This window comes from Novosphingobium piscinae, assembly GCF_014230355.1.
In the GTDB taxonomy this organism is placed as follows: domain Bacteria; phylum Pseudomonadota; class Alphaproteobacteria; order Sphingomonadales; family Sphingomonadaceae; genus Novosphingobium; species Novosphingobium piscinae.
In genome coordinates, this window is sequence record NZ_JACLAX010000011.1 from 85,312 (window position 1) to 108,888 (window position 23,577).

The 23,577-nt window shown below is 70.5% G+C and carries 20 protein-coding genes; 10 read left to right on the plus strand and 10 right to left on the minus strand.

Translation table 11 applies throughout. The annotated features are described in order from the left end of the window. Position 1 precedes the first annotated feature (1 nt). Together H7F53_RS11995 and H7F53_RS12000 are read right to left on the minus strand one after the other, a co-directional pair. Positions 2 to 922 carry a polysaccharide deacetylase family protein gene (locus H7F53_RS11995; RefSeq protein WP_185679729.1) on the minus strand — a complete coding sequence of 307 codons (921 nt, stop codon included), beginning with the start codon at positions 920 to 922 and terminating at the stop codon, positions 2 to 4. A 35-nt stretch (positions 923 to 957) separates the two neighbouring features. Continuing rightward, on the minus strand, positions 958 to 2,457 hold the full coding sequence (locus tag H7F53_RS12000) for a flavin monoamine oxidase family protein (RefSeq protein WP_246438863.1): 1,500 nt from the start codon (positions 2,455 to 2,457) through the stop codon (positions 958 to 960). A gap of 182 nt (positions 2,458 to 2,639) precedes the next feature. Here H7F53_RS12000 and H7F53_RS12005 point away from each other — a divergent pair, with 182 nt between their 5' ends. Genes H7F53_RS12005 through H7F53_RS12020 form a run of 4 tightly spaced genes read left to right on the plus strand, consistent with a single transcriptional unit; the run spans position 2,640 to position 6,401 of the window. Further along, positions 2,640 to 3,674, plus strand: coding sequence for an alpha/beta fold hydrolase (locus tag H7F53_RS12005; RefSeq protein WP_246438864.1), 1,035 nt, complete (start codon positions 2,640 to 2,642; stop codon positions 3,672 to 3,674). 33 nt (positions 3,675 to 3,707) lie between these two features. Continuing rightward, positions 3,708 to 5,141 (plus strand): 3-isopropylmalate dehydratase large subunit, encoded by a 1,434-nt coding sequence (gene leuC, locus H7F53_RS12010; protein WP_185679730.1) that lies wholly within the window; start codon positions 3,708 to 3,710, stop codon positions 5,139 to 5,141. Next, a complete protein-coding gene (gene leuD, locus H7F53_RS12015) occupies positions 5,141 to 5,755 on the plus strand; it encodes a 3-isopropylmalate dehydratase small subunit (protein ID WP_185679731.1) in 615 nt (204 codons plus the stop codon). The genes leuC and leuD overlap by 1 nt, the downstream gene beginning before the upstream one ends. Positions 5,756 to 5,765: 10 nt before the next feature. Next, entirely contained in the window at positions 5,766 to 6,401 is a 636-nt protein-coding gene (locus tag H7F53_RS12020; protein WP_185679732.1) for an isochorismatase family protein, read from the plus strand. 31 nt (positions 6,402 to 6,432) lie between these two features. Here H7F53_RS12020 and H7F53_RS12025 read toward each other — a convergent pair whose 3' ends face one another. Continuing rightward, positions 6,433 to 7,392, minus strand: coding sequence for a VOC family protein (locus H7F53_RS12025; RefSeq protein ID WP_185679733.1), 960 nt, complete (start codon positions 7,390 to 7,392; stop codon positions 6,433 to 6,435). 159 nt (positions 7,393 to 7,551) lie between these two features. On the opposite strand from H7F53_RS12025, the gene H7F53_RS12030 reads away from it, so the two are divergent. The 3 genes from H7F53_RS12030 (at position 7,552) to H7F53_RS12040 (ending at position 12,251) form a co-directional block, all read left to right on the plus strand. Then, a complete protein-coding gene (locus H7F53_RS12030; RefSeq protein WP_185679734.1) occupies positions 7,552 to 8,454 on the plus strand; it encodes a DUF1838 family protein in 903 nt (300 codons plus the stop codon). 278 nt (positions 8,455 to 8,732) lie between these two features. After that, the gene (locus H7F53_RS12035) at positions 8,733 to 11,258 is read left to right on the plus strand and encodes a TonB-dependent receptor (RefSeq protein WP_185679735.1); all 2,526 of its coding nucleotides are present in this window, start codon (positions 8,733 to 8,735) and stop codon (positions 11,256 to 11,258) included. A 150-nt stretch (positions 11,259 to 11,408) separates the two neighbouring features. Next, the gene (locus H7F53_RS12040) at positions 11,409 to 12,251 is read left to right on the plus strand and encodes an alpha/beta fold hydrolase (RefSeq protein WP_185679736.1); all 843 of its coding nucleotides are present in this window, start codon (positions 11,409 to 11,411) and stop codon (positions 12,249 to 12,251) included. Positions 12,252 to 12,265: 14 nt separating this feature from the next. Here H7F53_RS12040 and H7F53_RS12045 read toward each other — a convergent pair whose 3' ends face one another. Further along, positions 12,266 to 13,123, minus strand: coding sequence for a DUF1838 family protein (locus H7F53_RS12045; RefSeq protein ID WP_185679737.1), 858 nt, complete (start codon positions 13,121 to 13,123; stop codon positions 12,266 to 12,268). A 214-nt stretch (positions 13,124 to 13,337) separates the two neighbouring features. Between H7F53_RS12045 and H7F53_RS12050 the strand changes: the two genes are divergently transcribed. Beyond that, positions 13,338 to 14,897 (plus strand): FAD-binding oxidoreductase, encoded by a 1,560-nt coding sequence (locus H7F53_RS12050; protein WP_185679738.1) that lies wholly within the window; start codon positions 13,338 to 13,340, stop codon positions 14,895 to 14,897. A 115-nt stretch (positions 14,898 to 15,012) separates the two neighbouring features. Here H7F53_RS12050 and H7F53_RS12055 read toward each other — a convergent pair whose 3' ends face one another. After that, the gene (locus H7F53_RS12055) at positions 15,013 to 16,050 is read right to left on the minus strand and encodes a DUF1838 family protein (RefSeq protein WP_185679739.1); all 1,038 of its coding nucleotides are present in this window, start codon (positions 16,048 to 16,050) and stop codon (positions 15,013 to 15,015) included. 207 nt (positions 16,051 to 16,257) lie between these two features. Between H7F53_RS12055 and H7F53_RS12060 the strand changes: the two genes are divergently transcribed. Both H7F53_RS12060 and H7F53_RS12065 read left to right on the plus strand, forming a co-directional pair. Further along, positions 16,258 to 17,487 carry a class I SAM-dependent methyltransferase gene (locus H7F53_RS12060; protein WP_185679740.1) on the plus strand — a complete coding sequence of 410 codons (1,230 nt, stop codon included), beginning with the start codon at positions 16,258 to 16,260 and terminating at the stop codon, positions 17,485 to 17,487. 11 nt (positions 17,488 to 17,498) lie between these two features. Further along, positions 17,499 to 17,867 (plus strand): hypothetical protein, encoded by a 369-nt coding sequence (locus tag H7F53_RS12065; protein ID WP_185679741.1) that lies wholly within the window; start codon positions 17,499 to 17,501, stop codon positions 17,865 to 17,867. A 21-nt stretch (positions 17,868 to 17,888) separates the two neighbouring features. On the opposite strand, the gene H7F53_RS12070 is transcribed toward H7F53_RS12065, so the two are convergent. From H7F53_RS12070 to H7F53_RS12090, 5 genes are all read right to left on the minus strand, one after another. Then, positions 17,889 to 18,800: a serine aminopeptidase domain-containing protein gene (locus tag H7F53_RS12070; protein WP_221773712.1), complete on the minus strand. Its 912-nt coding sequence runs from the start codon at positions 18,798 to 18,800 to the stop codon at positions 17,889 to 17,891. Between the two features lie 2 nt (positions 18,801 to 18,802). Next, positions 18,803 to 19,198 carry a c-type cytochrome gene (locus H7F53_RS12075; protein WP_185679742.1) on the minus strand — a complete coding sequence of 132 codons (396 nt, stop codon included), beginning with the start codon at positions 19,196 to 19,198 and terminating at the stop codon, positions 18,803 to 18,805. A gap of 88 nt (positions 19,199 to 19,286) precedes the next feature. Next, positions 19,287 to 20,306, minus strand: coding sequence for an alpha/beta fold hydrolase (locus H7F53_RS12080; protein WP_185679743.1), 1,020 nt, complete (start codon positions 20,304 to 20,306; stop codon positions 19,287 to 19,289). Positions 20,307 to 20,310: 4 nt separating this feature from the next. After that, entirely contained in the window at positions 20,311 to 21,792 is a 1,482-nt protein-coding gene (locus H7F53_RS12085) for a flavin monoamine oxidase family protein (RefSeq protein ID WP_185679744.1), read from the minus strand. A gap of 109 nt (positions 21,793 to 21,901) precedes the next feature. Continuing rightward, positions 21,902 to 23,308 (minus strand): MFS transporter, encoded by a 1,407-nt coding sequence (locus H7F53_RS12090; RefSeq protein WP_185679745.1) that lies wholly within the window; start codon positions 23,306 to 23,308, stop codon positions 21,902 to 21,904. Between the last annotated feature and the right edge of the window lie 269 nt (positions 23,309 to 23,577).

Consider the following 23,577-nt stretch of genomic DNA (forward strand, 5'->3'; position numbering starts at 1 on the left):
CTCAGCGCGGCTCCAGTTGTCCGGGGATATGGCTTTCGTGGTTGGCCAGATACCACTCGGCGATCTCCTCGCGGGTGGCCCACCATACCCCGGGGAGCGCCTTGGCATGTTCGATGAACTCGCGCAGGGCGCGGACCCGGTGGGCCCGGCCCGAGACGTGGGGGTGCAGCCCGACGTTCATGATCCGCCCGGTCCTGGCCCCTTCCGCATAGAGCACGTCGAGCTCCTCGATCAGCGCGTCGCGGAACTGGTCAGTGGTGAAGTTCTTGCGGGTGATGAAGGTGAAGTCGTTGATCTCGTTGGAATAGGGCACCGAAACGATCGGCCCGTTGGGGGTCCGCAGCAGATAGGGCTGATCATCGTTCATGATGTCGCAGTAGAAGGTGCAGCCCTGCTCGGCGAGGATGTCGGCAGTCTGCATCGTCCCGCGCAGCGAGCTCGACAGCCACCCCTTCGACCTGCGCCCGGTATAGGTCTCGAACTGGCGCAGGCTGGCAAGGATGATCTCGCGCTCGCGGGCCGGATCGTGCGCGAAGGAGGAGAGCAGCTCGCCCTGTTCCCAGTTGTGGGTGAGCAGCTCCCAGCCGCGCTCGAGCACGGCATCGGTCATCGCCTTGCGCCGCTCGAAGGTCACCGCGTTGGTGGTGCAAGAGGCCTTCACCCCAAGCTCGTCGAACAGGTCGAACAGCCGCCAGATGCCCACCCGCTGGCCATATTCGCGCCAGGTGAAGTTGGGGAAGTCCGGGACGTTGCCGGGCAGGACGTCAGGCAGGATCGCCGGCCCGCCCGCATAGTAGGGCTTGTCGGTGTCCTTGGTGAGGTCCCAGGTCTCGAGATTGAAGGTCAGGATCAGGGCCACCCGGGCGCCATTCGGCCAGACCAGCGGCTGGCGGGCAGGAAGGGGAACGTAATCGTAGTCCATGGTGCTCCACTCGGCAGGTTGGGTGGCGGCGCCGGTCAGGCGCCGAGAACTTCGAGCGCGGCCCGCTCGGCGCTTTCCAGCGCGCCCTCGAGGCCGCGCGCGCCGGTCGCGGTGTGTTCGCCGCAGAAATGCAGGCGGCCGGCCGGCAGGCTCATGGTGGTGGCGAAGTCGCGCACGTGACCGGGGCCGAAATAGGCCCAGTCGCCGCCATTGAACGCCTCCTGGCTCCACGAGAAATAGGCCCGTGGCACGAGCTTGCCACGCGCCGCCGGGCGCATCGCCTCGAGCCCGGCAACAATCATCCGCAGCGCGCCGTCGCGGCCCAGCCGGTCCCAGTAGTTGGCCAGCGCGCCGCGCGCCTGGACCTGGAAGCCGGTGATCTCCTCGGGGGTGGCGCCATAGCGCTGGGGGATCACGGTCCCGGTCAGCCCGTCGGTCCACATGCCGGGGGCCAGCTTGTCCTCCTCCCAGAACGGCGCCGCGGCGGTGATGAAGGCGATCGACAGCGGCTGGTAGGGCAGGGTCGCGACGGCCCGGGCCTGGGCGCCCGCAAGGCCGGGCAGGATCGAGACGAAGCGCAGCGTGGAGAACGGCAAGGAGCAGACCACGCGCCCGGCCTCGAAGCGCGAGCCGTCGCGGCAGGTCACCACGCAGCCGGTCGCGCCGGCCTCGATCGCGGTGACCTCCTTGCCCAGGATGACATCGCCCTTGAGCAGACGCGCCATGCCCTGCGGCAGGTGGAGGTTGCCCCCCTTCACCGCCAGCGACTTGGGTCCGGCCGCGAACTGCGCCTTCACGAAGCCGTCGTTGTACTCCATCATCAGCGCCGAGACGTCGTAGGCGCTGGTCCCGTAGTAGGGCGAGACATCGTAGGCGAGGCGGATCGCCGCGTCGGACAGACCCTGTTCGCGCAGGAAATCGTGCAGCGAGATGTCGAGCCCGGCCTGGGCGGGATCGGTCCAGGCGGTCCAGTCCTTGAGCCGGGTGCGCTCGGCCACCAGCCGCCCGACCAGCTCGGCCGGCATCACCGCCTTGAGCGCGGCCGGGAAGGGATTGCCGGGGAAACGGGCCCATTCCTCGCGGGTCAGCGGCTGGCCGTTGATCCACAGTCCGGGCGGCGGACCCATCCGGTAGCGCGCGCCGACCTCCTGCAGTTCCACCCCGGCGCGGCTGGCGGCATCGATGCCGCGGCCATAGCCCTCGGCCATGGAATTGAAGCCCATCTCGGGATAGCCGGGTTCGTCGAGCAGGGTCATCACCCGGCCGCCGACGCGGGTGCGGCCTTCCAGCACGGTGACGCGCAGACCCTGCTGCTCGAGCAGCCAGGCGGCCTGCAGACCCGACACTCCGGCGCCGAGCACCACCACGTCCGGGCGCCCCGGCACGGCCGGGCCCGGCGCGGGCTTGACCGAGCGGGCTGGCCTGGCCGCTCCGGCGGCGGTACCGGCTCCGGCCAGGGCGGTCAGGCCGAGCCCCGCGGCACCGAGGGTGAAGCCCCGCCTGTCGATCCCCATAACCGTGCCAATCCCACTCAAGCGCCCTATGAGAGGGCCATGCTACATCACTGCAATGGTCCTACAAGCGGGCCGCAACTGTCGATCAAGCCACTGACCGGTCACCACTAGGCGGATAGTATCGGGCCGCGTCCGGATAGGGCCCTCGGCGCCCGGTAGTCTGGCCCCGCCGAGCGCCCTTCCAAGCCGGGGAACCGTTGCCCATGCCCGCATCCTTGACCGCCCCATCGTCCGCCCACCGCATCGCGGCCATGGCGCTGGGGGTCCTGTTGCTGGCGGGTGCCCCGGCCAGCGCGCAGACCGCGGCGGCGGGAGCGACCGCCGGACCGGCGGCCCCGGCCGCCCACCCCTACCTGACGCTCGCCCAGTTGCGGGCGCGCTACCGCGACGGCCAGAGCCGGTTCGCGGAGATCGGCGGGCTGTCGATCCACTACAAGGACGAGGGACCGCGCGGCGCCCCGGTGCTGCTGATGGTCCACGGGTCCGAATCAAGCCTGAAGACCTGGGACCGCATCGCCGTCCTGCTCAAGCGGCGCTACCGCATCGTGCGCTTCGACATGCCGGGGTATGGCCTGTCGCAGGGCACGACCGATGCTGCGGCCAAGGCCATGGTGCCGACCGACCTGCCGATCGGCCTGCTTGACCGGCTGGGGATCCGGCGGGTCTCGTTCGTCGGGGTGTCGAGCGGCGGGACCATGGGCATGTACCTGGCAGCGCGGCGGCCCGACCTGGTCGAGCGGCTGGTGCTGTCGAATACCCCGTCCGATCCGGTCGATACCAGCCACCTGGTGCTGACCCCGGCGTTCATCGCGGCGCAGGCGCGGGTCAAGGCCACCGGCTTCCGCGACCAGGACTTCTGGGACCAGTTCCTCAGCTACTTCGCCGGCGACCCGGCCCGCATCCCGGCCCGGACGCGCCGCGAATACTACGACTTTGCGCGCCGCGAGCCGGAAAAGAACCTGATCGCGCTGATCGCCCGGATCGGCGATGGCAAACAGGCGACGATCGAGATGGCCAAGGTGACCGTGCCGACGTTCCTGATCTGGGGCACCGGCGATCCCCTGCTGCCCGAATCCGCGCTCAACGCCATCACCCGCTACCTGGCCAATGCCCGCATTTCCAAGGTGATGATGCCCGATGTCGGACATTACCCGCCGCTCGAGGTGCCCGACCGCTTCGCCCAGCTGCTGGCCGCCTATCTCGAGGCCGGCGTCCCCGCCGCCGCGCTGAAGCCCTAGCATTTGTTCTAAGATTAAGCCAAATAGAGCACCATGATCACCCGCCCCCTCCCGTCCGGTGCCGGCCGACCGCGCACGCTGTATGAAAAGCTGTGGGACAGCCACGTCGTCGCCAACCGCCCCGACGGCTCGGCCCTGCTCTACATCGACCGGCACATCGTCCACGAGGTGTCGAGCCCCCAGGCCTTCGTGGCGCTGCGCGCCAGCGGGCGGCGGCTGCGGCGCCCCGAAACGCACCTCGGCGTGGCCGACCATGCCGTCCCCACCCGTGAGCGCGGGGGCGAGATCGCCGATCCGCTGGCGCGCTCGCAGGTGGCCGAACTGGAGGCCAACGTGGCCGAGTTCGCCGTGCCCTATGCCCGGCTGGACGGCCCCGAGCAGGGCATCGTCCACGTGATCGGACCGGAGACCGGCTTTACCCTGCCGGGCACGACGATCGCCTGCGGCGACAGCCACACCACCACCCACGGCGCCTTCGGCGCGCTGGCCTTCGGCGTCGGGGCGAGCGAGCAGGGCACGATCATGGCGGCGCAGTGCCTGCCCCAGCAGCGCGCCGCGACGATGCAGGTCGAGCTGGTCGGCAAGCGCCACCCGCTGATCGATGCCAAGGACATGGCGCTGGCGCTGATCGCCCGGATCGGGGCCAACGGTGCGGTCGGCCATGCGGTGGAGTACACCGGCGAGGTGGTCAGCGGCATGGCCATGTCCGAGCGCATGACCCTGTGCAACATGACGATCGAGGCGGGCAGCCGGATCGGCATGGTGGCACCCGACGCGCGCACCTTCGCCTATCTCGAGGGCCGGCGCCTCGCCCCCAGGGGCGAGCTGTGGGACGCGGCGGTGGCCTACTGGCGGACCCTGCCGAGCGATCCCGGCGCGCGCTACGACCGCGTCGTCACGCTCGATGTCGGCACCATCGCGCCCCAGGTCAGCTGGGGCACCAGCCCGGACCAGACCCTGCCGATCGACCGCACCGTGCCCGATCCCGCCGCAATCGCCGATCCGGTGGCCCGGCGCGAGGCCGAAAAGGCCCTTGCCTACATGGGCCTGGTCCCCGGGCAGCGGCTCGATTCGGTGGCGATCGACACGGTGTTCATCGGCTCGTGCACCAATGGCCGGATCGAGGACCTGCGCGCCGCGGCGGCGATCGCGATGGGCCGGCGCGTCGCGCCCGGGGTGACCGCGCTGGTGGTGCCGGGCTCGGCGGCGACGCGGGCCCAGGCCGAGGCCGAGGGGCTCGACCGGATCTTCACCGCGGCCGGCTTCTCCTGGCGCCATGCCGGCTGTTCGCTGTGCGTGGCGATGAACGACGATCGCCTGGCTCCGGGCCAGCGCTGCGCCAGCACGTCGAACCGCAATTTCGAGGGCCGCCAGGGGCCCGGCGGGCGGACCCACCTGATGAGCCCGGCCATGGCCGCCGCCGCCGCGATCGCCGGGCGCCTGGCCGACGTGCGGGAGTTCGTGTAATGCCGGCCGAGCCGTTCACCACCGTCCATGGTCGCGCCGCCGCGCTGCGCGAGGACAACATCGACACCGACATCATCTTTCCCGCCCGCTTCCTGCTGATCACCGCGCGCGAGGGGCTGGGCCGCTATGCCTTCCACGACCGCCGCTTCGCTGGCGACGGGCAGGCAATCGCGGGCTTCGTCTACAACGATCCGCGCTTCCGCGCGGCGCCGGTCCTGGTGGCGGGGGCCAATTTCGGCTCGGGCTCGAGCCGCGAGCAGGCGGTCTGGGCCCTGCACGGGCTGGGCGTGCGCGCGGTGATCGCCCCCGGGTTCGGCGAGATCTTCCACGGCAACTGCCTGCGCAACGGCATCGTCCCGATCCTGCTGGGCCGCGAAGTGGTAACCGCCCTGATGGACCGGGCCGAGGCGGGGCTGGCCTTCACCGTCGATCTGGCGGCGCAGACGCTGACCGTCACCGGCGAGGACCCGATCCCCTTCGCCATCCCGCGCGAGCGGCGGCTGGCCCTGCTGAACGGCTGGGACGAGACCGACCAGGTCATCAACACCCATGGCGCCGATATCGCCGCCTTCGAAGCCTGGCAGCGCCGCACGCAGCCCTGGCTCCACGTCTGAGGACCCCGCAATGAGCAGCGACGACGAACTCCTGGCGAACTACAAGCGGGCCTACGACAATCGCGTCGGCTTCGGGCAGCGCCCGGCGCTGCTCCTGATCGACTTCTGCCAGGCCTATTTCGAGCCCGGCAACCCGCTCCACGCCGGGGTCGAGGACGCGCTCGGCGCCGCGCTGCGGGTCCGGGCCGCGGCGCGCGCGGCCGGGGTGCCGGTGGTGCTGACCAACGTGGTCTACCATCCGAGCGGGATCGACGGCGGGCGCTTCTTCGAGAAGGCCCTGCCGCTGCGCAACTTCGTGCGCGGCAGCGCGATGGGCGCCTGGGGACCGGGGCTGGAGCCCGCGGCGGACGAGCTGGTCGTGTCCAAGCAGTATCCCAGCGCGTTCTTCGGAACCTCGCTGGCCTCGACCCTGACCGCGGCCGGGATCGACAGCGTGATCCTGACCGGGCTGACCACCTCGGGCTGCGTCCGCGCCACCTGCGTCGATGCGATGAGCCACGGCTTCCGCACCGCGGTCGTCGCCGAGGCCTGCGGCGACCGGCACGCCGCCCCGCACGAGGCCAACCTGTTCGACATGAACGCGAAGTATGCCGACGTGGTCAGCGAGGCCGAGGTGATCGCCTTTCTCGCCGGACTGGGGGCCTGACCGGACGGCGGCCCCCTGGCGGGCTCCCCCGCTAGCCCGCCTGCAGGAACTCGAGCCGCGCGCCCCACGGCGTGACCACCGCCGCGGCCTGGACCCGGCCATGGGGCGCGCAGTCGAAGGCCACCGGGCCGATCACCCGCTGCCCGTCCAGCCGGCGCAGCACGGCCGCCAGATCGCGCACCGGGAAACGCAGCGCGGCCCAGCCGCGCAGCGGCGGGGCGCGGTCGGCAAAGTCGAGCGTCGGGCAGCCGAAAGCGATGATCTCGACCGAGCCCTCCATCCGCCCGGCGGGGTGATAGATGCCGATCCGCATCGGCAGGTCGGCGGCGAGCCCGAGCGGCAGGCCCATGCAGTTGCGCCCCCCGGGCTGGGCTGCCATGCCTTCGGTCTCCTGCACCACCTGCCAGCCGAGCGTCTTCGTGTAGAAGCGCCGGGCCAGATCGAAATCGGCTACCACCTGGGTCGAGTTGAACACCCATGAGGCCGGACCGCGCAGGCCCTCGTAGCCGGCCAGCGGCGGGCGGACACGCTCCATCAGGGCGATGGCGAGACCATCGGCATCGTCCTCAACCACCTCGCGCACGGCCAGCGGGCCGAAGTCCCAGTCGGTGATCGGCGCGCGGGCGAGGAAGCCCTGCGCCGCGAACCGGGCATGCAGCGCCTCGATCGAGGGCAGCGCGCGCAGGTTGATGTCGAAGATACCGCCGCTGTCCCAGGCCTGGGCCCCGTCGCGCAGGCGCGGTGCGGTGGGACCGTCCAGCTGGATCAGGCGGATCGCGCCGCGCGCGCTGTCGGGGTGTCCCAGCAGCACCTCGCGTCCGCCGGTGCCTTCGTCCAGTCCGAGCAGGGCCAGCGCCCCCGCCGGGACCGCCCCGCCGGGTCCGCGGCGCGCGAACCCCGTGGCGGCGCAGAGCCGCGCGGTGCTGGCGTCGACGTCGGCCACGATGGCGACGGCTTCGGCAAAGCCATTGTCGAGGGGGTCGGACGCCATGGCCGCAGGGTCGCGGCCCGGGCCGGCGGCGGCGAGCCCGCCCCGCGGGATATCCGCCCAGTGGATAGGCCGGGCAGACGCGTTCCCGGCCCGCACCCCGGCCATAGGCTGCCGCGCGGGGCGGTCGATGGCCCCGGCCCGGCCCGAGGAGACCCTGCGATGCCCAACCCGATCTCTCGCCGCACCGTGATCGCCGGCACCCCCGCGCTGGCCGGCGCGGCACTGCTGGCAGCGCCGGCCGCGGCCGGCACCCGGCGGCTCAACCGGGATCTGGCCGATCCGGCCAACCGGGCGCGGGTGCGCGCCCGGATCATCGGCTCATGCCACGCCGAGACGACTTTCGCCTTCTTCCGGCTGAACATCTACGGCTTCACGGGGGACGGCAATCTGATCCCGTTCTTCACCCTCAACAATCTGCAGATCGGGCAATGGAGCCCGCTGCCCGATGGCACCTATGCCAATCGCACCCTCGAATCCGGGGTCTACTGCCGGTTCGATACCGACGAACCGCTCGACACCTGGGACAACCCCCTGACCGGCGAACGGCGCAAGGTGTGGCATTTCCGCGGCGGGCCCTTCAGCGTGACGATCGGGCCGGATGGCGTGGTCACGCGCGGCGCCGACCTGGCGCCCAAGACGCTGCGGATGGAGGAGCTGGGCGGCATGGTCTTCGTCCCGACCGCCGCCAGCGCCGCGTTCCCCAACCCGGCCAATCCCGAAACCTGGCCAAAGCTGTCCTCGGGCCGGACCATCTTCTGGGAAAGCCACGCCACCTATGCCGCCAAGGCCGAGGACGCGTTCAACGAGGACCTGGGCAGCGCCCCGGCCTTCCTCCAGTTCCAGAACCTGGCCTCGTGGCAGCCGTGGATGGCCATGGCGGGACGGCCCGGACGGACCTGGGGCAAGGCGCATGGCGCCAAGCTGGCCACGCTCGACCAGTTGCCGGCAGCGGCGCGCAAGTCATTCGAAGCCAAGACCCCGGACATCTTCGAGTGGCGGAACTGGAGCAAGCCGCACAACGATATCATGGACTATCTGGCCACCCAGACCCCGCCCGGTTGAGCGGCCCCGGGTGCCGCGGCGGGTTGGCCAGCCTCCCGCGCGACCCGCAACCTATCCGGAGTGCGGATAGGGCAACTGTTCGAATTGCCGTGTCGACACGGCCAAAGGATACCCAGCGCAGCATCAAGGCCGTGCGTCTCGGCCGCTCCCTCCCCGGGAGGCGGCCGCAGCGCAGCAGCGGTACGATGCGCAGGGAGGCGCCCGGCATCCATCTGCCGGACCGCCACGACAATGGGGACGTCGCCGCGGGGAGCGACAACAAGGGACACAGGGATCTCATGAACACGACGGCATTTCTGAGCCGCGCCGCCAGCTCGCTGGCCGCGATCGCCATCGCCACCGCGCTCGCAGCGCCCGCCATCGCGGCCGAGGCTGCGGAGAACGAAGCTGTCCTGGAAGAAGGCACTATCGTCGTCACCGCCCGCAAGAGCAGCGAGAACATCCTCAAGACCCCGGTGACCGTCACCGCCGTCACCGCCGAGACGCTGGACATCAAGGGCATCACGACGATGCAGAACCTGGCCGCGTCAACCCCTGGCATCAACATCAACGACAACGCGTCGGGTCGCGCCGACCGCGGCTTCCAGCAGATCGTGCTGCGCGGTTTCGCCTCGGCCACGCCGAACTCCACGACCACCTCGCTGTTCATCGATGGCGTGCCGATCGCCTCGCCTTCGGCTTTCACCGCGATCAGCAGCCCCGAGCGGATCGAAATCCTCAAGGGCCCGCAGAGCGCGTTTTATGGCCGCAACACCTTCGCCGGCGCGATCAACGTGGTCAACAAGATCCCCGGTAACGACTTCTCCGGCTCGGTCTCGAGCATGGCCGGGACGTTCAACAACGTCCGCCTGCACGGCGACGTGGAAGGGGCCCTGGTCAAGGACGTGCTCAAGCTGCGCCTGACCGGCGACTACTTCCGCCGCGACGGCAGCTGGGTGAACTCCGCCGATGGCCAGCGGCTGGGCAACCAGTCGACCATCTCGGGCACGGCGCTGGCGGTGTTCCAGCCGACTTCGGGCCTCACGGTCAAGGCCTTCGCCATGGCCTCGCGCGACAAGGACGGCCCGACGGCCACCGGCCGCATCACCATCACCGACGTGCGCAACGGCGCCGGTCAGGTGCTGATCCCGGGCTCGGCCAACTGCTCGTTCACCGGCGATACGCGCGGCGTGCTGGGCGCCAATGGCCAGTCGCTGGGCGTGCCGGTGACCAACCCCTACATCTGCGGCACGGTCTCGCGGCCCTCGGTCGCGCCCTCGGGCAACTACACCAACGATGCGATCACCAAGGCCTTCCTGGCCCTGCCCGACAACCGTCTGATCGCGCCGGAGGACGGCACCCAGGGCTATGGCCTGCTGCGCCAGTTCCGGCACTATCACCTGTCGGCCGACGTGGATCTGACCGACTCGCTGACCTTCACCGCCCTGGCCGGGTGGAACAGGGAAGAGGTCACCACGATGATCGACCTCGACGGGTTCGATTCGAGCTCGATCCGGGTGGGCCAGGCCTCGGCGGCGGTGATCCCGCCCAGCGCTCCGCGCGGCTTCTACGACTTCCCGTTCCTGGTCGAGCGTCTCAACATGGACAATTCGATCGAAGGCCGCCTGGCCTACACCTCTGACCGCCTGCGCGGCGTCGTTGGCGTGAGCTACCTCAACGCCAAGACCCGGGCCGCCCAGCGCGGCACGACGGCCCTGCTGACCGCGGCTCTCACCCAACCTCCGGGGGGCACCGCCCAGAACAAGACGCTCGGCGCCTTCTTCGGTCTGACCTATGACATGGCCGACGGCCTGTCGTTCAGCGCCGAGGGCCGCTACCAGGTTGACCGGCTCTATCTGTTCAACGGGGCGACCACGATCAACATCACCGTGCCCGACCTGATCGCGGTCGGCAGCTATGCCCCGAGCTCGCTGCTGGCCAGCCGCACCTTCAAGAACTTCACCCCGCGCCTGATCGTCAACTACGACATCAATCCCGACACGATGGTCTATGCCTCGTGGGCCAAGGGCGTGAACCCCTCGCAGTTCAACGCGGCGATCCTCAACCAGCCGGCGGCGGTCCAGACCGCCGCGGCGCAGGCCGGCGTCGGCCTGGCGGTGGAACCGGAAAAGATCACCAACTGGGAACTGGGCCTCAAGGGCCGGGCAATGAACGGCGCACTGCGCTACACCGTCGCGGCGTTCTATGCCCAGTGGCGCAACCAGATCAACACGGTCACCATCGCGGTCCCGACGCTCCCCACCCCGACCCTCACCGGCGGCTTCCAGAACTCCGGTTCGGTCGACGTGAAGGGCCTCGAGGCCGACCTGTTGTGGCGCGCCAACGACCTGGTCACCTTCGAGCTTGCCGGGGCCTTCACCGACACCAACATCAAGGCCTTCAAGAGCGTGCCGCTCAGCCAGCTGACCGGCATCTTCAACTTCGCCGGCAAGGAAATGCCCTTCACCTCGAAGTGGTCGACCAACGTCGCGGTGCAGTTCGGCCATGCCCTGGGCAGCGGCGATGCGCGCTGGTTCTGGCGGACCGACTGGTCCTACCGGTCGGGCTTCTGGTCGGGCCATGCCAACACCACCCGCACCGCCGGGCGCAACGTGGTCAACACCCGCCTCGGCGTCACGCTGGGCGACTACACGATCGAAGGTTTCGTCACCAACCTGTTCAACGACACCAAGATCAACAGCCTGACCGACAACACCCTGTTCGATCCGGTCGGCCAGCCGTTCGGGGTGCGGAACAACGCCGCGCTGTTCTACAACCTGCCCGACAAGCGCACGGCGGGGATCCAGGTGCGGGTCAAGTTCTGACGCCACCGCGTCGGATCATCTGAACCTCCGGAAGGGGCGGCTCTGCGTTGGCCGCCCCTTTTTGGTATCGCCGCGGCGCGCAGATGTCCGGGAGGCGGATAGCCCGCCCGCCGCGCACCACCCCGGCCGCGGCCGCGCCATGGTCGGGGCATGGTGACCTCGCTTCCCGAGCCGCCCATCCTGCGGGCCTACACGCGCTGCCGCTGGGGCCAGCTCCATTACCGCGCCGCCGGGCCGCTCGGCTCACCCCGCCCGCCGGTGATCCTGCTGCACCAGAACCCCTCCTCCGGGTTCGAGTACGAACCGCTGATCGCCGCCCTGGCCGGGGAGCGCCGGGTGATCGCGTTCGACACGCCGGGCTACGGGATGAGCGATCCGCCGCCGGCGCCACCGGGCATGGCCGGCTATGCCGCCGCCTTTTCCGAGGGGCTGGACGCGCTCGCGCGGGACGGACTGCTCGCCGGTCCGGTCGATCTCTACGGGTTCCACACCGGCACCCTGCTGGGCGCCGAACTGGCGATCCTGCGACCGGACCTGGTCCGGCGCGTGGCGATGACCGGGATTCCCCTGTTTCCGGCCGACGAGGCCGCGGCGAGGCTGCGCAGCGCGCTCGACCATCCCGCGCCGGACGAGGCGGGCACGGTGATCCTCGCCCTGCTGGAACGGCTCTACCGCTACGTCGTGGGCGAGCGCGATCCCGCGGTGCCGCTCGAGAAGGCCCTGCTCAACTTCGCCGACAAGGCCCGCGTGCTGCACCGCTTCACCTGGGCCTACCAGGGGGTCTGGGCCTGGGACTTCGCGCGCCTGGCCCTGGTCACCCAGCCAGTCCTGGTCCTGCAGAGCCACGAGGACCTGCTCGAAGCATCGCGCGAGGCCAGCCGCTCGCTGCGCCACCTCACCTGGCAGGAACTGCCCGGGCTCGACCGCGACATCTTCGACGTCGCGCCGGGCCGCATCGCCGCCGCGCTGTCGGCCTATTTCGACGCGGCCTGACCGCGCCGCCGGCCTCAGCCGGCCGGCCAGAGCGGGGCGAGGATCGCGCCCGGATCGCGCAGCACCTCGGGCCGGCGCGCGGTGGTCGCCTCGACCCAGGCCGGCGGCAGCGAATCCCGCGCCGCGTTCTGGCGCCCGATCCCGGTGGCGGTCAGATGCCCCGGCCGGTCGCCCATGCCCATCCACGGGCGCCAGGAACAGACGTTGGTGAAAGCGACCGCGCTGGTCACGCGGGTCGCCCCGGGCGCTTCCAGCGCCGCACGACTGGCGTGGAAGGTGTTGCTCTCCGAATAGCGGAACGGCCGCGGCGCGCCCGGAAAGGTCAGCGCGGTGCGCGAACGCTCGGTCACCCAGACGTCGTCGCCACGGGCGTCGAAGGGCAGCACCTCGTGCGCCATCTCCAGCCCCGGGATCGGCTTGGCCAGGCTGAAATCGAGGTTCGGCGAGAAATGCACGCGCGAGGGATTGAACCCGCCGCTCGGCACCTTGACCTCCTGCCCGGTGTAGGGGTTGCGCCAGGTGTCGAGCGCCTTGCCGCTGTCCGGATCGGTGAACCAGGCCAGCTCGAAACTGACCATGTCGAACCCGCCATCGGCCACCGACCGGCTGCGCGAGAATACCGCCGAGACCACCGCGAACAGCGGGTCCATCCGATCCTCGACCACGCCATAGTAGCGGGCCGAGACCCAGGAGACCGCCAGCGCCTCGTCCAGCCCGCCACGCATCAGCCGGAAGGCGCGCAGGCGGTCGGCCGGACTGGCCAGATCCAGCGCGGTGCGGCGCCGGGTCCGCCCGGCGGCAACGGCCGGCCCGGCGGCCAGAGCGGGAACGGCAGCCAGGGCGGCCAGAGCAGTGCGGCGATCGAGTTCCATCGGACGTGTTCCCAGACTGGAGGGTCCAGCCTACCGCGCCGGATGCGATCCGGCCATGGCGGCTGGTACCCTTGAGACGATAGTCATGGCCGCGCCCGCCACCATCGCGCGCGCGGCGCGGGATTTGACCGCTGGCCGGATAGCGCACGCCGCCATAATGGTGATGCGCGCAGCCTGCCCGCAAGCACGGGCAACTCCAATGCAAGAGGCACCCATGGCAACGCTCGCCGCTCCGCAGTCGCTCGTCACCGATCTCAAGGTGGCCCTCGGCGATGCTGCCGTGACCGCAGGCGGGCCGCACCTGTCCTACCTTGCCGCCGACGTCTACCGTACCGGCGGCCTGCCCCTCGCCGCCATCCGCCCGACCACCGTGGCCGACCTGCAGGCGGCGGTGCGGCTGTGCGGCGCGGCGGGGGTGGCGATGGTGCCGCGCGGCGGCGGGGCGTCCTATACGGATGGCTACATCCGGCCCGAGGGCGGGCACGTGCTGATCGACACCGGCGCGCTCGACAGCATCACGATCGACGAGGTCAATTCGGTTGTCACCGTCGGGGCGGGAGTGACCTGGGCCAACCTCAAGCGCGCGCTCGAAGCGCGCGGCCTGCGGACCCCGTTCTGGGGCCCGTTCTCGGGACTGGCGGCCACGGTCGGCGGGTCGGTCAGCCAGAACACGCTCAGCCACGGCAGTTCCGCGCACGGCATTTCGGCGCAGTCCGTGCTGTCGCTCGACGTGGTGCTGGCCTCGGGCGAGCTGCTGACCACCAGCGCCGCCACGGCCCTGCGGTTCTATGGCCCGGACCTGACCGGCCTGTTCACGGGAGACTGCGGCGCACTGGGGATCAAGGCGGCGATCCGGCTGCCGCTGCTGCCGGTGCTGCCGCACGCCGAAGCGCTGAGCTTCGCCTTCGACCGCTTCGCCGACTTCCACGCCGCTGCGCGCCGCGCCCAGCTGGCACGGCTGGACGATAGCTGGTTCGCGCTCGACATGGCGCTGTCGCAGGGCCAGATCGCCCGGCAGGAAGGCATGGGGGCGCGGCTCAAGATCGCCGCCGAAGTGCTGCGCAAATCGCCCGACAAGCTCAAGGGCGTGGCCCAGGTGATGAAGATGGCCCTGGCCGGGGAGAACCCGATGCGAGCGGGCGAATACATGATGCACGTCATCGTCGAGGGCATCGATCCCGCCGACGCGGCGCACAAGGCCCGGCACCTGCGCCGCAGCCTGGCCGGGCTCGGGCGCGAGATCGCCAACACCGTGCCGGCCTTCGTCCGTTCGCTGCCCTTCGCCCCGCTGTTCAACATCCTCGGCCCGGGGGGCGAGCGCTGGGTGCCGATCCATGGCGTGTTCGCCCATGATCAGGCCGTGCCGTTCGACACCGCGTTCAAGGCGCTGATCGCAGCCCGCAAGGCCGAGATGGACCGGCTCGGGGTGTGGCTCGGCACGATGTTCTCGCCCGCCGCGCAGGTCGGCTTCCTTTACGAGATCGCGCTCTACTGGCCGGACAGCCGCAGCGCCTATCACGAAACCACGCTCGGCCCCGACCACCTCGCCGGGGTCCGCAGCTTCCCGCCCAGCGAGGACGCGCGCGCCTACGTCGAGACGCTCAAGGGCGATCTGATCGCGCTGATGCAGCAGCACGGCGCCGGACATTTCCAGATCGGCCGCGCCTATCCCTACCAGCAGCGCCTGGCCCCGGCGGCGCGCGGTCTGCTGCGCGCGCTCAAGACCGAGCTCGATCCGCAGGGCCTGATGAACCCGGGCGCGCTGGGGCTCTGAACCGCGGCCACCCGGCCTGACGGACGATACGAAAAGGGCGCCGCGGGATCCCGCGGCGCCCTTTCTGTGCGTTCCGGAACCGGCTGGCACGGCACCCGCAGCCGTGCAACCGCCCCTAGGGCCGGGGCGGGAACGGGGCGGCCCCGACGGCCGGGGGCTGGGGCGGCGACCAGCCGGGCGGAACCGGGGCCGGCTTCTGCTCGCGCGCATAGTTTTCGAGGCTGGACAGCGAGGGCCCGTAGTCCTCGGTCGGGGCATGGAGCCACTTCTCGTCCATCGCCCGCGCTGCCGCGACGAGATCGGCCGGCAGGCCCTTCACCCCCTCGGGGATGGTCTGGAAATGGGTGAAGTAGGAAATGTTGCCCGGCGCCTGGCCCATCAGCATCCACGGCAGCCAGGGCGTGACCCGGCTCCATGAGCCGATGTGCGGGATGTGGGTCAGGTTCGGGTTCTCCACGTCGGCCTTCTTCACCACGTAGATGAAATGTTCCGACACCCGGTTCATCGGACCGGCGCTTTCGCGCGGCCACTTGTCGGGCTGCAACGCGCTGGGATAGATCATGTCGATCCCGGTGTGCAGGATCATCGTCCCGTCGGGGCCATATTCCCAGTCCTGCAGAAACGGCTTCGGCTCGGTCTTGACCTTCTGCAGCCCGCCATAGGACGGCGGCTCCGGCTGGAAGGCGCTGATCGTGAAGTTGAACGGATCGTTGGCGATCGGGACGACCTTGACCGTTTCCTTGGTGTAGGGATTGAACCATTCGGTCAGGATCTTGCCGGTCTCGAGATCGCGGTAGAACACGACCTCGCGCAGCATGCGGCGCACCGAACCGTCCTCGAGCCGCTTGGTCCGCACGAGCGAGAACCCTTCCACGCCGAACAGCGGGCGGACCTTCTCGTTGTCGCGCACGCCATAGGCCTTGCCCTTGATCCAGCCGCACTTCTCCTTGGTCGGATCGAGATCGGCGTCGATCCGGGCATAGGTGTCGCGGGTCCAGTGGGGGTCCTTGAAGTCGATCTTGGTGATGAAGGGAATCTTCTGCTTGCCCGACCCCCGGGTGGCGGCTCCCGCAGCGGCCGGCACGGCGGCGACGGCCCCGGCGAGCGCAGCCAGGCCCAGGCTGTCGCGGCGGCTTAACTTGAACTCGTCCATGGGCGGTGTCCTCCGTGGAAAGGGACCGGGGCAGGATCTGCGCAGCCGGTCGGCAATGACGATGTCCGCTGTCTGTTCGCTTTGGGGCCAAGCCTGCACCCGCGCACCCTGGTCTGTCCACCCAGCGGATAGCGGGTTGCGGCGCACCTTGCCTCGGCGGCCGGTTTGCCCTCATCTCACGCCGAACAGCAGCCAGCGGAGTCTCCCATGCTCAACACCTTCCAACAGGCCCCGCACGCGGCCCTGCCAGAAGCCACGGCAGACGAGGCGTCACGCCAGGAATTCGCCAAGAGCCTCAAGGGCTTCATTCAGAGCACCCTGCTCCCCGGACTGGGTCCGGTCTACCAGACCCGGGTCGCCCGGACCTTCGAGCGGGAGCATGGCCGTCCGCCGGCCGATCGCCGCGATATCCGCACCGGCATGGTCAAGGACCTGTATTTCCAGCACTATGCGGCAACCAACCGGATCGCGCAGGAGCTGCTGTGGGAATCGGTCTCGAGTTCGGTCGACCGCCAGCTCCCCGAGCTGATCGCCAAGGCGCGCGACCTGTCGGCCGGATCGGCCGCACAGCTGGTGATCCCCGAGGGCTTCCAGCCGCCGCGCTATGTCACCGCGCTCGACATCCACTGCATGCCCGGCGGCTACTGTTCGGAGGCCTGCCCCGAGGACATCTCGGTCGGCGCGGTCTACGATCGCGGCGTCTATCTCTATTCGATGGGCTACACCGGGCCGAACAACGACGACATGGGCCGCTCGGTGGTGAATTACCTCAAGCGCAACATGCCCGGCTTCAAGCCGCGGCGGATCCTCGACATGGGCTGCACCGTGGGCCATTCGACCCTGCCCTACAAGGAGCTGTTCCCCGAGGCCGAGGTCTGGGGGATCGACGTGGGCGGCCCCTGCGTGCGCTATGCCCATGCCCGCGCCGCGGCCATGGGGCTCGAGGTCAACTTCGCGCAGATGAACGCCGAGGAGACGACCTTCCCGGACGAGCACTTCGACCTGGTGGTCAGCCACATCCTGCTGCACGAGACCAGCGGCAAGGCCATGCCGCGGATCTTCGCCGAGGCGCACCGCGTGCTGGCCCCGGGCGGGCTGATGATCCACGCCGACCTGCCGCCCTTCGACCTGATGGATCCCTTCACCCAGTTCATCCTCGACAACGAGACCTGGTACAACAACGAGCCGTTCTGGGGGGCGATGCGCGACATGGACCAGTTCGCCCTGGCCGAGCGCGCCGGGTTCGATCGCGCCGAGGTGCGCTTCGACACGGCGCCGATGGCGGTGATGGAGTTTGCCGCCCAGGCCGAAGGCTACAGCCAGGAAGCCTCGGAACACGTGGCCGAGCGGGACTTCACCGCCGGCGAATTCGCCCCCGGCGGCGGCTGGGAAGTGCTGATCGCGCACAAGGCCGGCCCGCGCGCCATCGCGGCTTGAAGGACAGGACCATGACCCACCCCGCCCCCTCCGATCGCCCCCACGTGTTCCGCCACGCGCGCGGCAAGCGCCCCGAGTTCTACGAGACCGAGGGCCTCGACCAGGCCATGTCGATGATCATGGTGCTGGCCAGCGAACTGTGCGTGGTGCGCGACCGGCTCGACAGCGCCGAGCGCGTGGCCAAGGCCCACGGGATCGACCTGGCCGCAGGGATCGAGACCCTGGTCTTCGACCAGGCCGCGCTGGAGGAGCGCGAGGCGCGGCGGCAGGAGTTCATGCGGCGGCTGTTCTATGTCCAGCTCAAGGACGCCGACGAGGCTGCCCAGGCCCAGACGGCCGAGGGCTACACCCGGACCATCGCGGAAATCGCCGAACAGTAAGGCGGCGCTCCGGCGCCGCGGCTACTTGTGCAGCAGCTGCAGCCCGGGGCGATCGCCCACCATGCGATCCAGCCGGCGGCGGGCTTCGCCACGGCCGTCCCCATGGGCGGCCAGAAACAGGGCGGAGATCGTGCAGGCCGCGGCCAGACCTTCGCGCTGGGGTGGTCCCGGCTGGCGGAAGTCGCAGATCGCGCCGCCGAAATAGTGGTTCACCCCGGTGAGGACCAGCGCATAGCGGTTCCCGCCCGGCGTCGCGGCGGTGAACGGCGCGAGGTGCCCGCGCCAGCCGTCCGGTCCGCCCGCGCCCATCCCGGGCACGATGTCGAGCGTGCCGGTCTGGATCAGCGCCGGGACCTGCAGCGCGGCATAGCCCTGCTCGGTGATCAGCACCGGCACCGGTGCCGGCGGCGAGAAGGCGATCACCGCGCGGGCGCGGCGCGGCACGATCGGTCCGGCCAGCCCCGCCGGGAGGATCGGCTCGGCCCCGCCCAGCGCCAGCGCGGCCAGCGCGCCATAGGAGTGCCCGGCCGCGACGTAGGGCTCGGCCCCGAGGTGCGCGACCAGCGCGCGCATGTCGGCGATCCGCGCCTCCCAGCTGGCGAGGCCGGTGAATTCGGCGGTGCGGGGATGCTCGCGGCTGTCGACGTGGAGCGGGGCGAGCACGCGGTGGCCCGCCCGCACCCAGGCGCCGACCATGTCGGGATAGTACTGCGGCGCGGAACCGGCCCCGTGGAAGAACAGGATCGTGCCGCGCGGCGCGCGCGCCGGGCGCCATTCGGTGACGGTGACGGCCCGGCCCGAGGGGACGGCAAGATCGAACCGGCGCGGCTCCGCTGGCGCCGCGCCGAGGGCGCGCGGGGCCATGGTGCTCGCCGCGCCGGCCAGCCCTGCGCCGATTGCGGCGCGGCGGGTGAAGCCCCCCGGCGCCGCCACGGTCAGGGGACCGGCTTCTTGAGGTAGGCGATCAGCTTGGCGCGGTCCTCGGGCTTGGGCAGGCCGGCGAAGACCATCGAGGTGCCCGGCACCAGCCCGGCAGGGCGGAGCAGCCACTTGTCCAGCGTCGCCTCGTTCCAGGTGAGCTGCGCGGCGGCGAGCGCAGGCGAGTAGCGGAAGCCCGCCACCGCGCCCGACTTGCGGCCGACCACGCCCGACAGGTTCGGGCCGACCTTGTTCGGGCCGTTCTTCTCGACCGAATGGCAGGCCATGCAGCGCATGAAGACCAGCTTGCCGGCGGCCGCGGGGCTGGCGGGCTTGGTCTGGGCTGCGACCGGGCCGGGCAGCGTGGCAGCGGCCAGGGCGGCGATCAGCGCGAGGCTGGAATGCGGTGCCATGGGTGCGAAGGTCCTTTCACCTGTTGCGCGATGGGTTTGGCATAGCCCGGGCCGGATGAATGCAAGCCGACCGGGCCCATCGCAAGAGTCATCTCGGCGACGATAGCTGCGCCGGATCGGCCGGGGCGGGGCCGCGGGGATCTATCCGGTCCGCGGTCAGCACAGCATCGAGGAAGGCGGCAGCGCGGCGGGCGCTGGCCGGGCCGCATTCCAGCGGCATCATGTGCCCGCAATCCGGCACCACCTCGAGCCGCTTGGTCGCGCTGCCCAGCCGCGCCAGGGTCATCCGGCCATGGGTGGCCAGCGGCACCTCGGGGTCACGGTCGGACCACAGCACCAGCGCCGGGGCACGGGTCGCGGCGAGATCGGCCGGGGTGCCCGCGAAGGGCGGCGGTCCGCCGCGGACGAAGCCCGGCGGGCTGCCCTGCGGCAGGTTGTTGAGATCGGTCCACTCCTGCACCAGCGCCGGACTGATCCGGCGCGGATCGGCGTAGTTCTGGTCGAGAATGCCGCGCCAGAACGCGCGCGGGTGCCAGCCGCCGAACAGCGGGTCGACGATCAGCAGCGCCTTGAACCAGGCGGGAAAATGCGGCGGCGCCGGGCGGATCGGCCCGGCCGCGATATTGGCCAGGATGACCGCGCTGACCCGCTCGGGCCGGCGCGCGGCAAAGCGGGCCACGCTTTCCCCGGCGCTCGACGTGCCGACCAGGGCAAAGCGGCTGATCCCCAGCCGGTCCGCCAGCGCGCCGATCAGCCGCACCTCGGCGTCGGCGCCGCTCTGGCCCGGCGGGGGCGGCGCGCTCAGGCCCATGCGCGGGCGGTCGAACCGGATCACCCGGTAGCGGCCCTGCAGCGCGGCGGCCCAGTCGTTCCACATGCGCAGGCTGCCGAACGAGCCATGGACCAGGATCACGGCCGGCCCCTGCCCCTCGTCGACGTAATGCAGCGGCTGACCGGCGATCGTCTCGTAGCGCGAGCCGGGCAGGCCGTAGCGCGCGCGCATCGCGGCGGTATCGGGCTTGAGCAGCCCGCTCCGCGCCGTCCCCACGAAGCCCGCCGCACCGACCAGCACGAGGCCGAGCAGCGCAAGTCCGCGGCGCCAGCGCATCGCGTCAGACCCGGCCGGCGATTTCGATCGCGACGCGCTCGCCGCTCTCCATCGCGGCCTCCATTCCGTAGTCGAGCCGGCGGGTGTGCTCGCCGGCGAAGTGGAGCACCTGCCAGGGCTTGAGCATGTCGCGGGCGAAGCCATTGACCTGTCCGGGCGCAAGGCTGAAGCCGCAGCCGCGCTGCAGCGGATCGCGCAGCCAGTCCTTGTAGGTCTGGTAGCGCAGCAGCCCCTTGGCGGCCGGACGCAGCCGCACCAGCTCGCTCAGCACGAAGGCTTCGGCCTCCTCGTGGTCCAGCCGGGCGATCGCCTGGGCGACCTTGCCGACCATCACCACCATGGCGCGGTGGCGGCCCTGCCCGGTGTGATTGTCGATCGCCCAGAACATGCCGATCGGGCCGTCGGTGGAGAACGAGGCCGGGAGGCCGTCGTCCTGCCAGAAGGGACGATCGACGGTCAGGTACATGCGCGCGGTGTTGGCATAGGGCATGGTGGTGATCGCCTGCCGGGCGACCGGATTGGGCGCGGCGACGATCTCGACCTCGCGCAGCACCGAGAAGGGCAAGGTCGAGATCACGAAGCGCGCGGCATAGGCGGTGCCGTCGGTGCAGGTCACCGTGGCGGCGCTGTCGGTCATCTCGATCCGGCCGACCTTCCGGTTCAGCCGGATCACGTCGCCCAGCTTGGCCGCCATGGCCAGCGGGAGCTGGCTGGTGCCGCCGACGATGTTGTTGATCGTGGCGAGCCCGCCGAGCAGGTTGGCGCGGTCGTTGACCTCGCCGAACGGCTGCTGGCGATCATGCCTGGTCGGCGCGCCGCCGATCTTGCGGTCGACCGCGCCGCGGGTCTCCTCCTGCCACATCCGCAGCATCGAGGTCTCGTCGATGCCGATGCCCGGGGCCGAGTGGCTGGCCAGCTCGATCGCGGCGGCGCTGTAGCCGTTGCGCTGCATCAGCTGGCGCAGCGAGATGTCGAGATCGGCGAAGCGGGGATCGAGCCAGTCGTCGACCTCCTTGAGCGGGTTGAACCGGGCCGCCACCACCTGGCCCATCAGGAAGGGCGAGATCTTGCGCTCGTCTCCCACGGTCTGGTTGAGCGGATTGCTCTCCCAGGTCTTGGGATCGATCCAGGTGTCCTTGAAATGGCCTCCGAACGCCAGCAGATCACGGTCCTCGGGGATCAGCTTGAGGCCATAGCGCTGCACCGCGTCGAGCACGCGGGCATAGCCGCGGCCGATCTGGCTGGCGCCCACGTCGATCGGGCCATCCATGGTCTGAACCGTCTGCACGCGGCCGCCCACCCGGGCGTTGGCATCGAGCACGATCACCTTGAGACCCAGATCGATCAGCAGCTGCGCGGCGTGCATGCCCGACAGCCCGGCGCCGACGATCACCACGTCGGCCCGCTCGGCCGCGAGGGTCATGCGCGGCAGGGCCAGGGTGGCGGCCGAGGCCACCCCGGCGGCGATCAGGTCACGGCGGTTCAACACAGCATGGGCTCCACGGTAGTGGCACAAGAGGAACAGCGGATGCCGCAGGCCGACCCGCGAGGCGAGGCGCGGCCGCGGCACTGGCCATTGGGCGGATAGGCCGGCCTCATGCCTTATCCAGCCGATAGCGGGTGAACAGCAGCAGGCTCAGCACCTGGATTCCCGCGGGAATCAGGCTGTAGAGCAGGACGATGCCCTGCACCGCCGAAGCGCTCTGCGCCGCCGCGCCGCCGGTCGAGGAGACGAAGCCGAAGGCGCTCATCACCAGCCCGGCAATCACCGGGCCAAGCGCGAAGGCCAGCTTCTCGGCGGCAGAAAACAGCCCGGCGAACAGGCCTTCGTTGGCCAGTCCGGTCTGGCGGCGCTGGTAGTCGATCGTGTCGGTCAGCATCGACATCGCGAGCACCACGAAGGGTCCATTGAACAGGCCGATCAGGATCCCGCGCAAGATGACCAGCACATGCTGCGTGCCCAGCGCGCCGACCATCGGCAGCGTCACCAGCAGGTCGTCGGCCGGGCGGGCCCAGAACCACGAGACCGTGACCGCGGTCCAGGCCAGCGAGGCCAGGACATAGGCGCGCTCCTTGCCCAGCCGGCGCGAGATCCCCAGCCACAGCGGCTGTACCAGGATGCCGGCGATGGTCAGGCCAAGGATGAAGGCCGGCACCAGCCACACCGCCTTGACCGCGTAGAGGTAGAAGAAGCCGATCGCGGTATAGGAGGCCGCCTGGCCGATGTTCTGGACGAAGGTCGTGGCCAGCAGCACCAGAAACGGCCGGTTGCCGCGGATCGCGCCCAGCTGGCTGAGCAGGCTGCCCGGACGGGCCTCGTCACGGATCAGCGGCACCTTCGCCAGCCCGACCGCGGTGACCAGCATCGAGACCAGACAGATGGCGCCCAGCACCAGCGCCATGCCGGTCCATCCCCGCATGCCGCCGCCCAACGCGAAGATCAGCGGCTGCGCCACGCCGACGCCGATCAGCACGCCGAGCGTGGCGAAGATCATGCGGTAGACCATCACCCGCGTGCGCTGGTGCGGATCGGACGAAAGGGCCGCGGCGATCGCCAGATAGGGCACCGAGAACATCGAGAAGGCCGTGGCCGCCAGGAAGAACAGGGCGCAGGTGACCAGCGCCGAAAGCAGCGGGGTGGCCATGGCGGTCAGCGTGAACAGCGCGACGAAGCCCAGGCTGGTCGCGATCGCCCCGCCGATCAGGAACGGGGTGCGGCCACGGCGGTGCTGGGCGCGGTCCGACCAGGCCCCGACCAGCGGGTCGCAGACGATCAGCCAGAGCTTGGGCACCAGCACGACCAGTCCGGCCAGCCAGGCCTCGACCCCGAGCATGGTCGTCATGAACAGCGGCAGCAGCACCGCCGGGGTATCGCGAAACACCTGCGCGCCAAGCTGGCCGATGCCATAACGCAGGACGATGCCGGTCGGCACGTGGTGGGTCCGGTGGGCTTCGGTCTCCGCGGCCAGGTCCTTGGCTATCGCGGCGGTGTTGACGTCCATCCCCAGTCCCCAGTGGTTGCGGGCGCGGCCCGGAGCGGAGTTTGGCAGGTCGGACGGCGGGATGACAACCACCCGGCCCACTGTCCGACCAGCGGTCAGTCCGGGCCTTGCCGCGCTCTAGAGCCTGTCCCGTTTAGGTGAATACGCCGTGACGGAGCCGATTTTGGTTCAGGGCGAGGAGCGAGGAGGGAGCTATGCCGTGGCATAGTGACCGACGAGGGACGCTGCGCTGGGCCAAAATCGGCCCGCCCAATCCCGGCGCATCCACC

Bases quoted from the DNA above. Each gene is read 5' to 3' on its own strand.
- H7F53_RS11995 (WP_185679729.1), bottom strand. From the start codon at position 922: ATGGACTACGATTACGTTCCCCTTCCTGCCCGCCAGCCGCTGGTCTGG.
- H7F53_RS12005 (WP_246438864.1), top strand. From the start codon at position 2,640: ATGCCCGCATCCTTGACCGCCCCATCGTCCGCCCACCGCATCGCGGCC.
- leuC (WP_185679730.1), top strand. From the start codon at position 3,708: ATGATCACCCGCCCCCTCCCGTCCGGTGCCGGCCGACCGCGCACGCTG.
- leuD (WP_185679731.1), top strand. From the start codon at position 5,141: ATGCCGGCCGAGCCGTTCACCACCGTCCATGGTCGCGCCGCCGCGCTG.
- H7F53_RS12020 (WP_185679732.1), top strand. From the start codon at position 5,766: ATGAGCAGCGACGACGAACTCCTGGCGAACTACAAGCGGGCCTACGAC.
- H7F53_RS12025 (WP_185679733.1), bottom strand. From the start codon at position 7,392: ATGGCGTCCGACCCCCTCGACAATGGCTTTGCCGAAGCCGTCGCCATC.
- H7F53_RS12030 (WP_185679734.1), top strand. From the start codon at position 7,552: ATGCCCAACCCGATCTCTCGCCGCACCGTGATCGCCGGCACCCCCGCG.
- H7F53_RS12035 (WP_185679735.1), top strand. From the start codon at position 8,733: ATGAACACGACGGCATTTCTGAGCCGCGCCGCCAGCTCGCTGGCCGCG.
- H7F53_RS12040 (WP_185679736.1), top strand. From the start codon at position 11,409: ATGGTGACCTCGCTTCCCGAGCCGCCCATCCTGCGGGCCTACACGCGC.
- H7F53_RS12045 (WP_185679737.1), bottom strand. From the start codon at position 13,123: ATGGAACTCGATCGCCGCACTGCTCTGGCCGCCCTGGCTGCCGTTCCC.
- H7F53_RS12050 (WP_185679738.1), top strand. From the start codon at position 13,338: ATGGCAACGCTCGCCGCTCCGCAGTCGCTCGTCACCGATCTCAAGGTG.
- H7F53_RS12055 (WP_185679739.1), bottom strand. From the start codon at position 16,050: ATGGACGAGTTCAAGTTAAGCCGCCGCGACAGCCTGGGCCTGGCTGCG.
- H7F53_RS12060 (WP_185679740.1), top strand. From the start codon at position 16,258: ATGCTCAACACCTTCCAACAGGCCCCGCACGCGGCCCTGCCAGAAGCC.
- H7F53_RS12065 (WP_185679741.1), top strand. From the start codon at position 17,499: ATGACCCACCCCGCCCCCTCCGATCGCCCCCACGTGTTCCGCCACGCG.
- H7F53_RS12075 (WP_185679742.1), bottom strand. From the start codon at position 19,198: ATGGCACCGCATTCCAGCCTCGCGCTGATCGCCGCCCTGGCCGCTGCC.
- H7F53_RS12080 (WP_185679743.1), bottom strand. From the start codon at position 20,306: ATGCGCTGGCGCCGCGGACTTGCGCTGCTCGGCCTCGTGCTGGTCGGT.
- H7F53_RS12090 (WP_185679745.1), bottom strand. From the start codon at position 23,308: ATGGACGTCAACACCGCCGCGATAGCCAAGGACCTGGCCGCGGAGACC.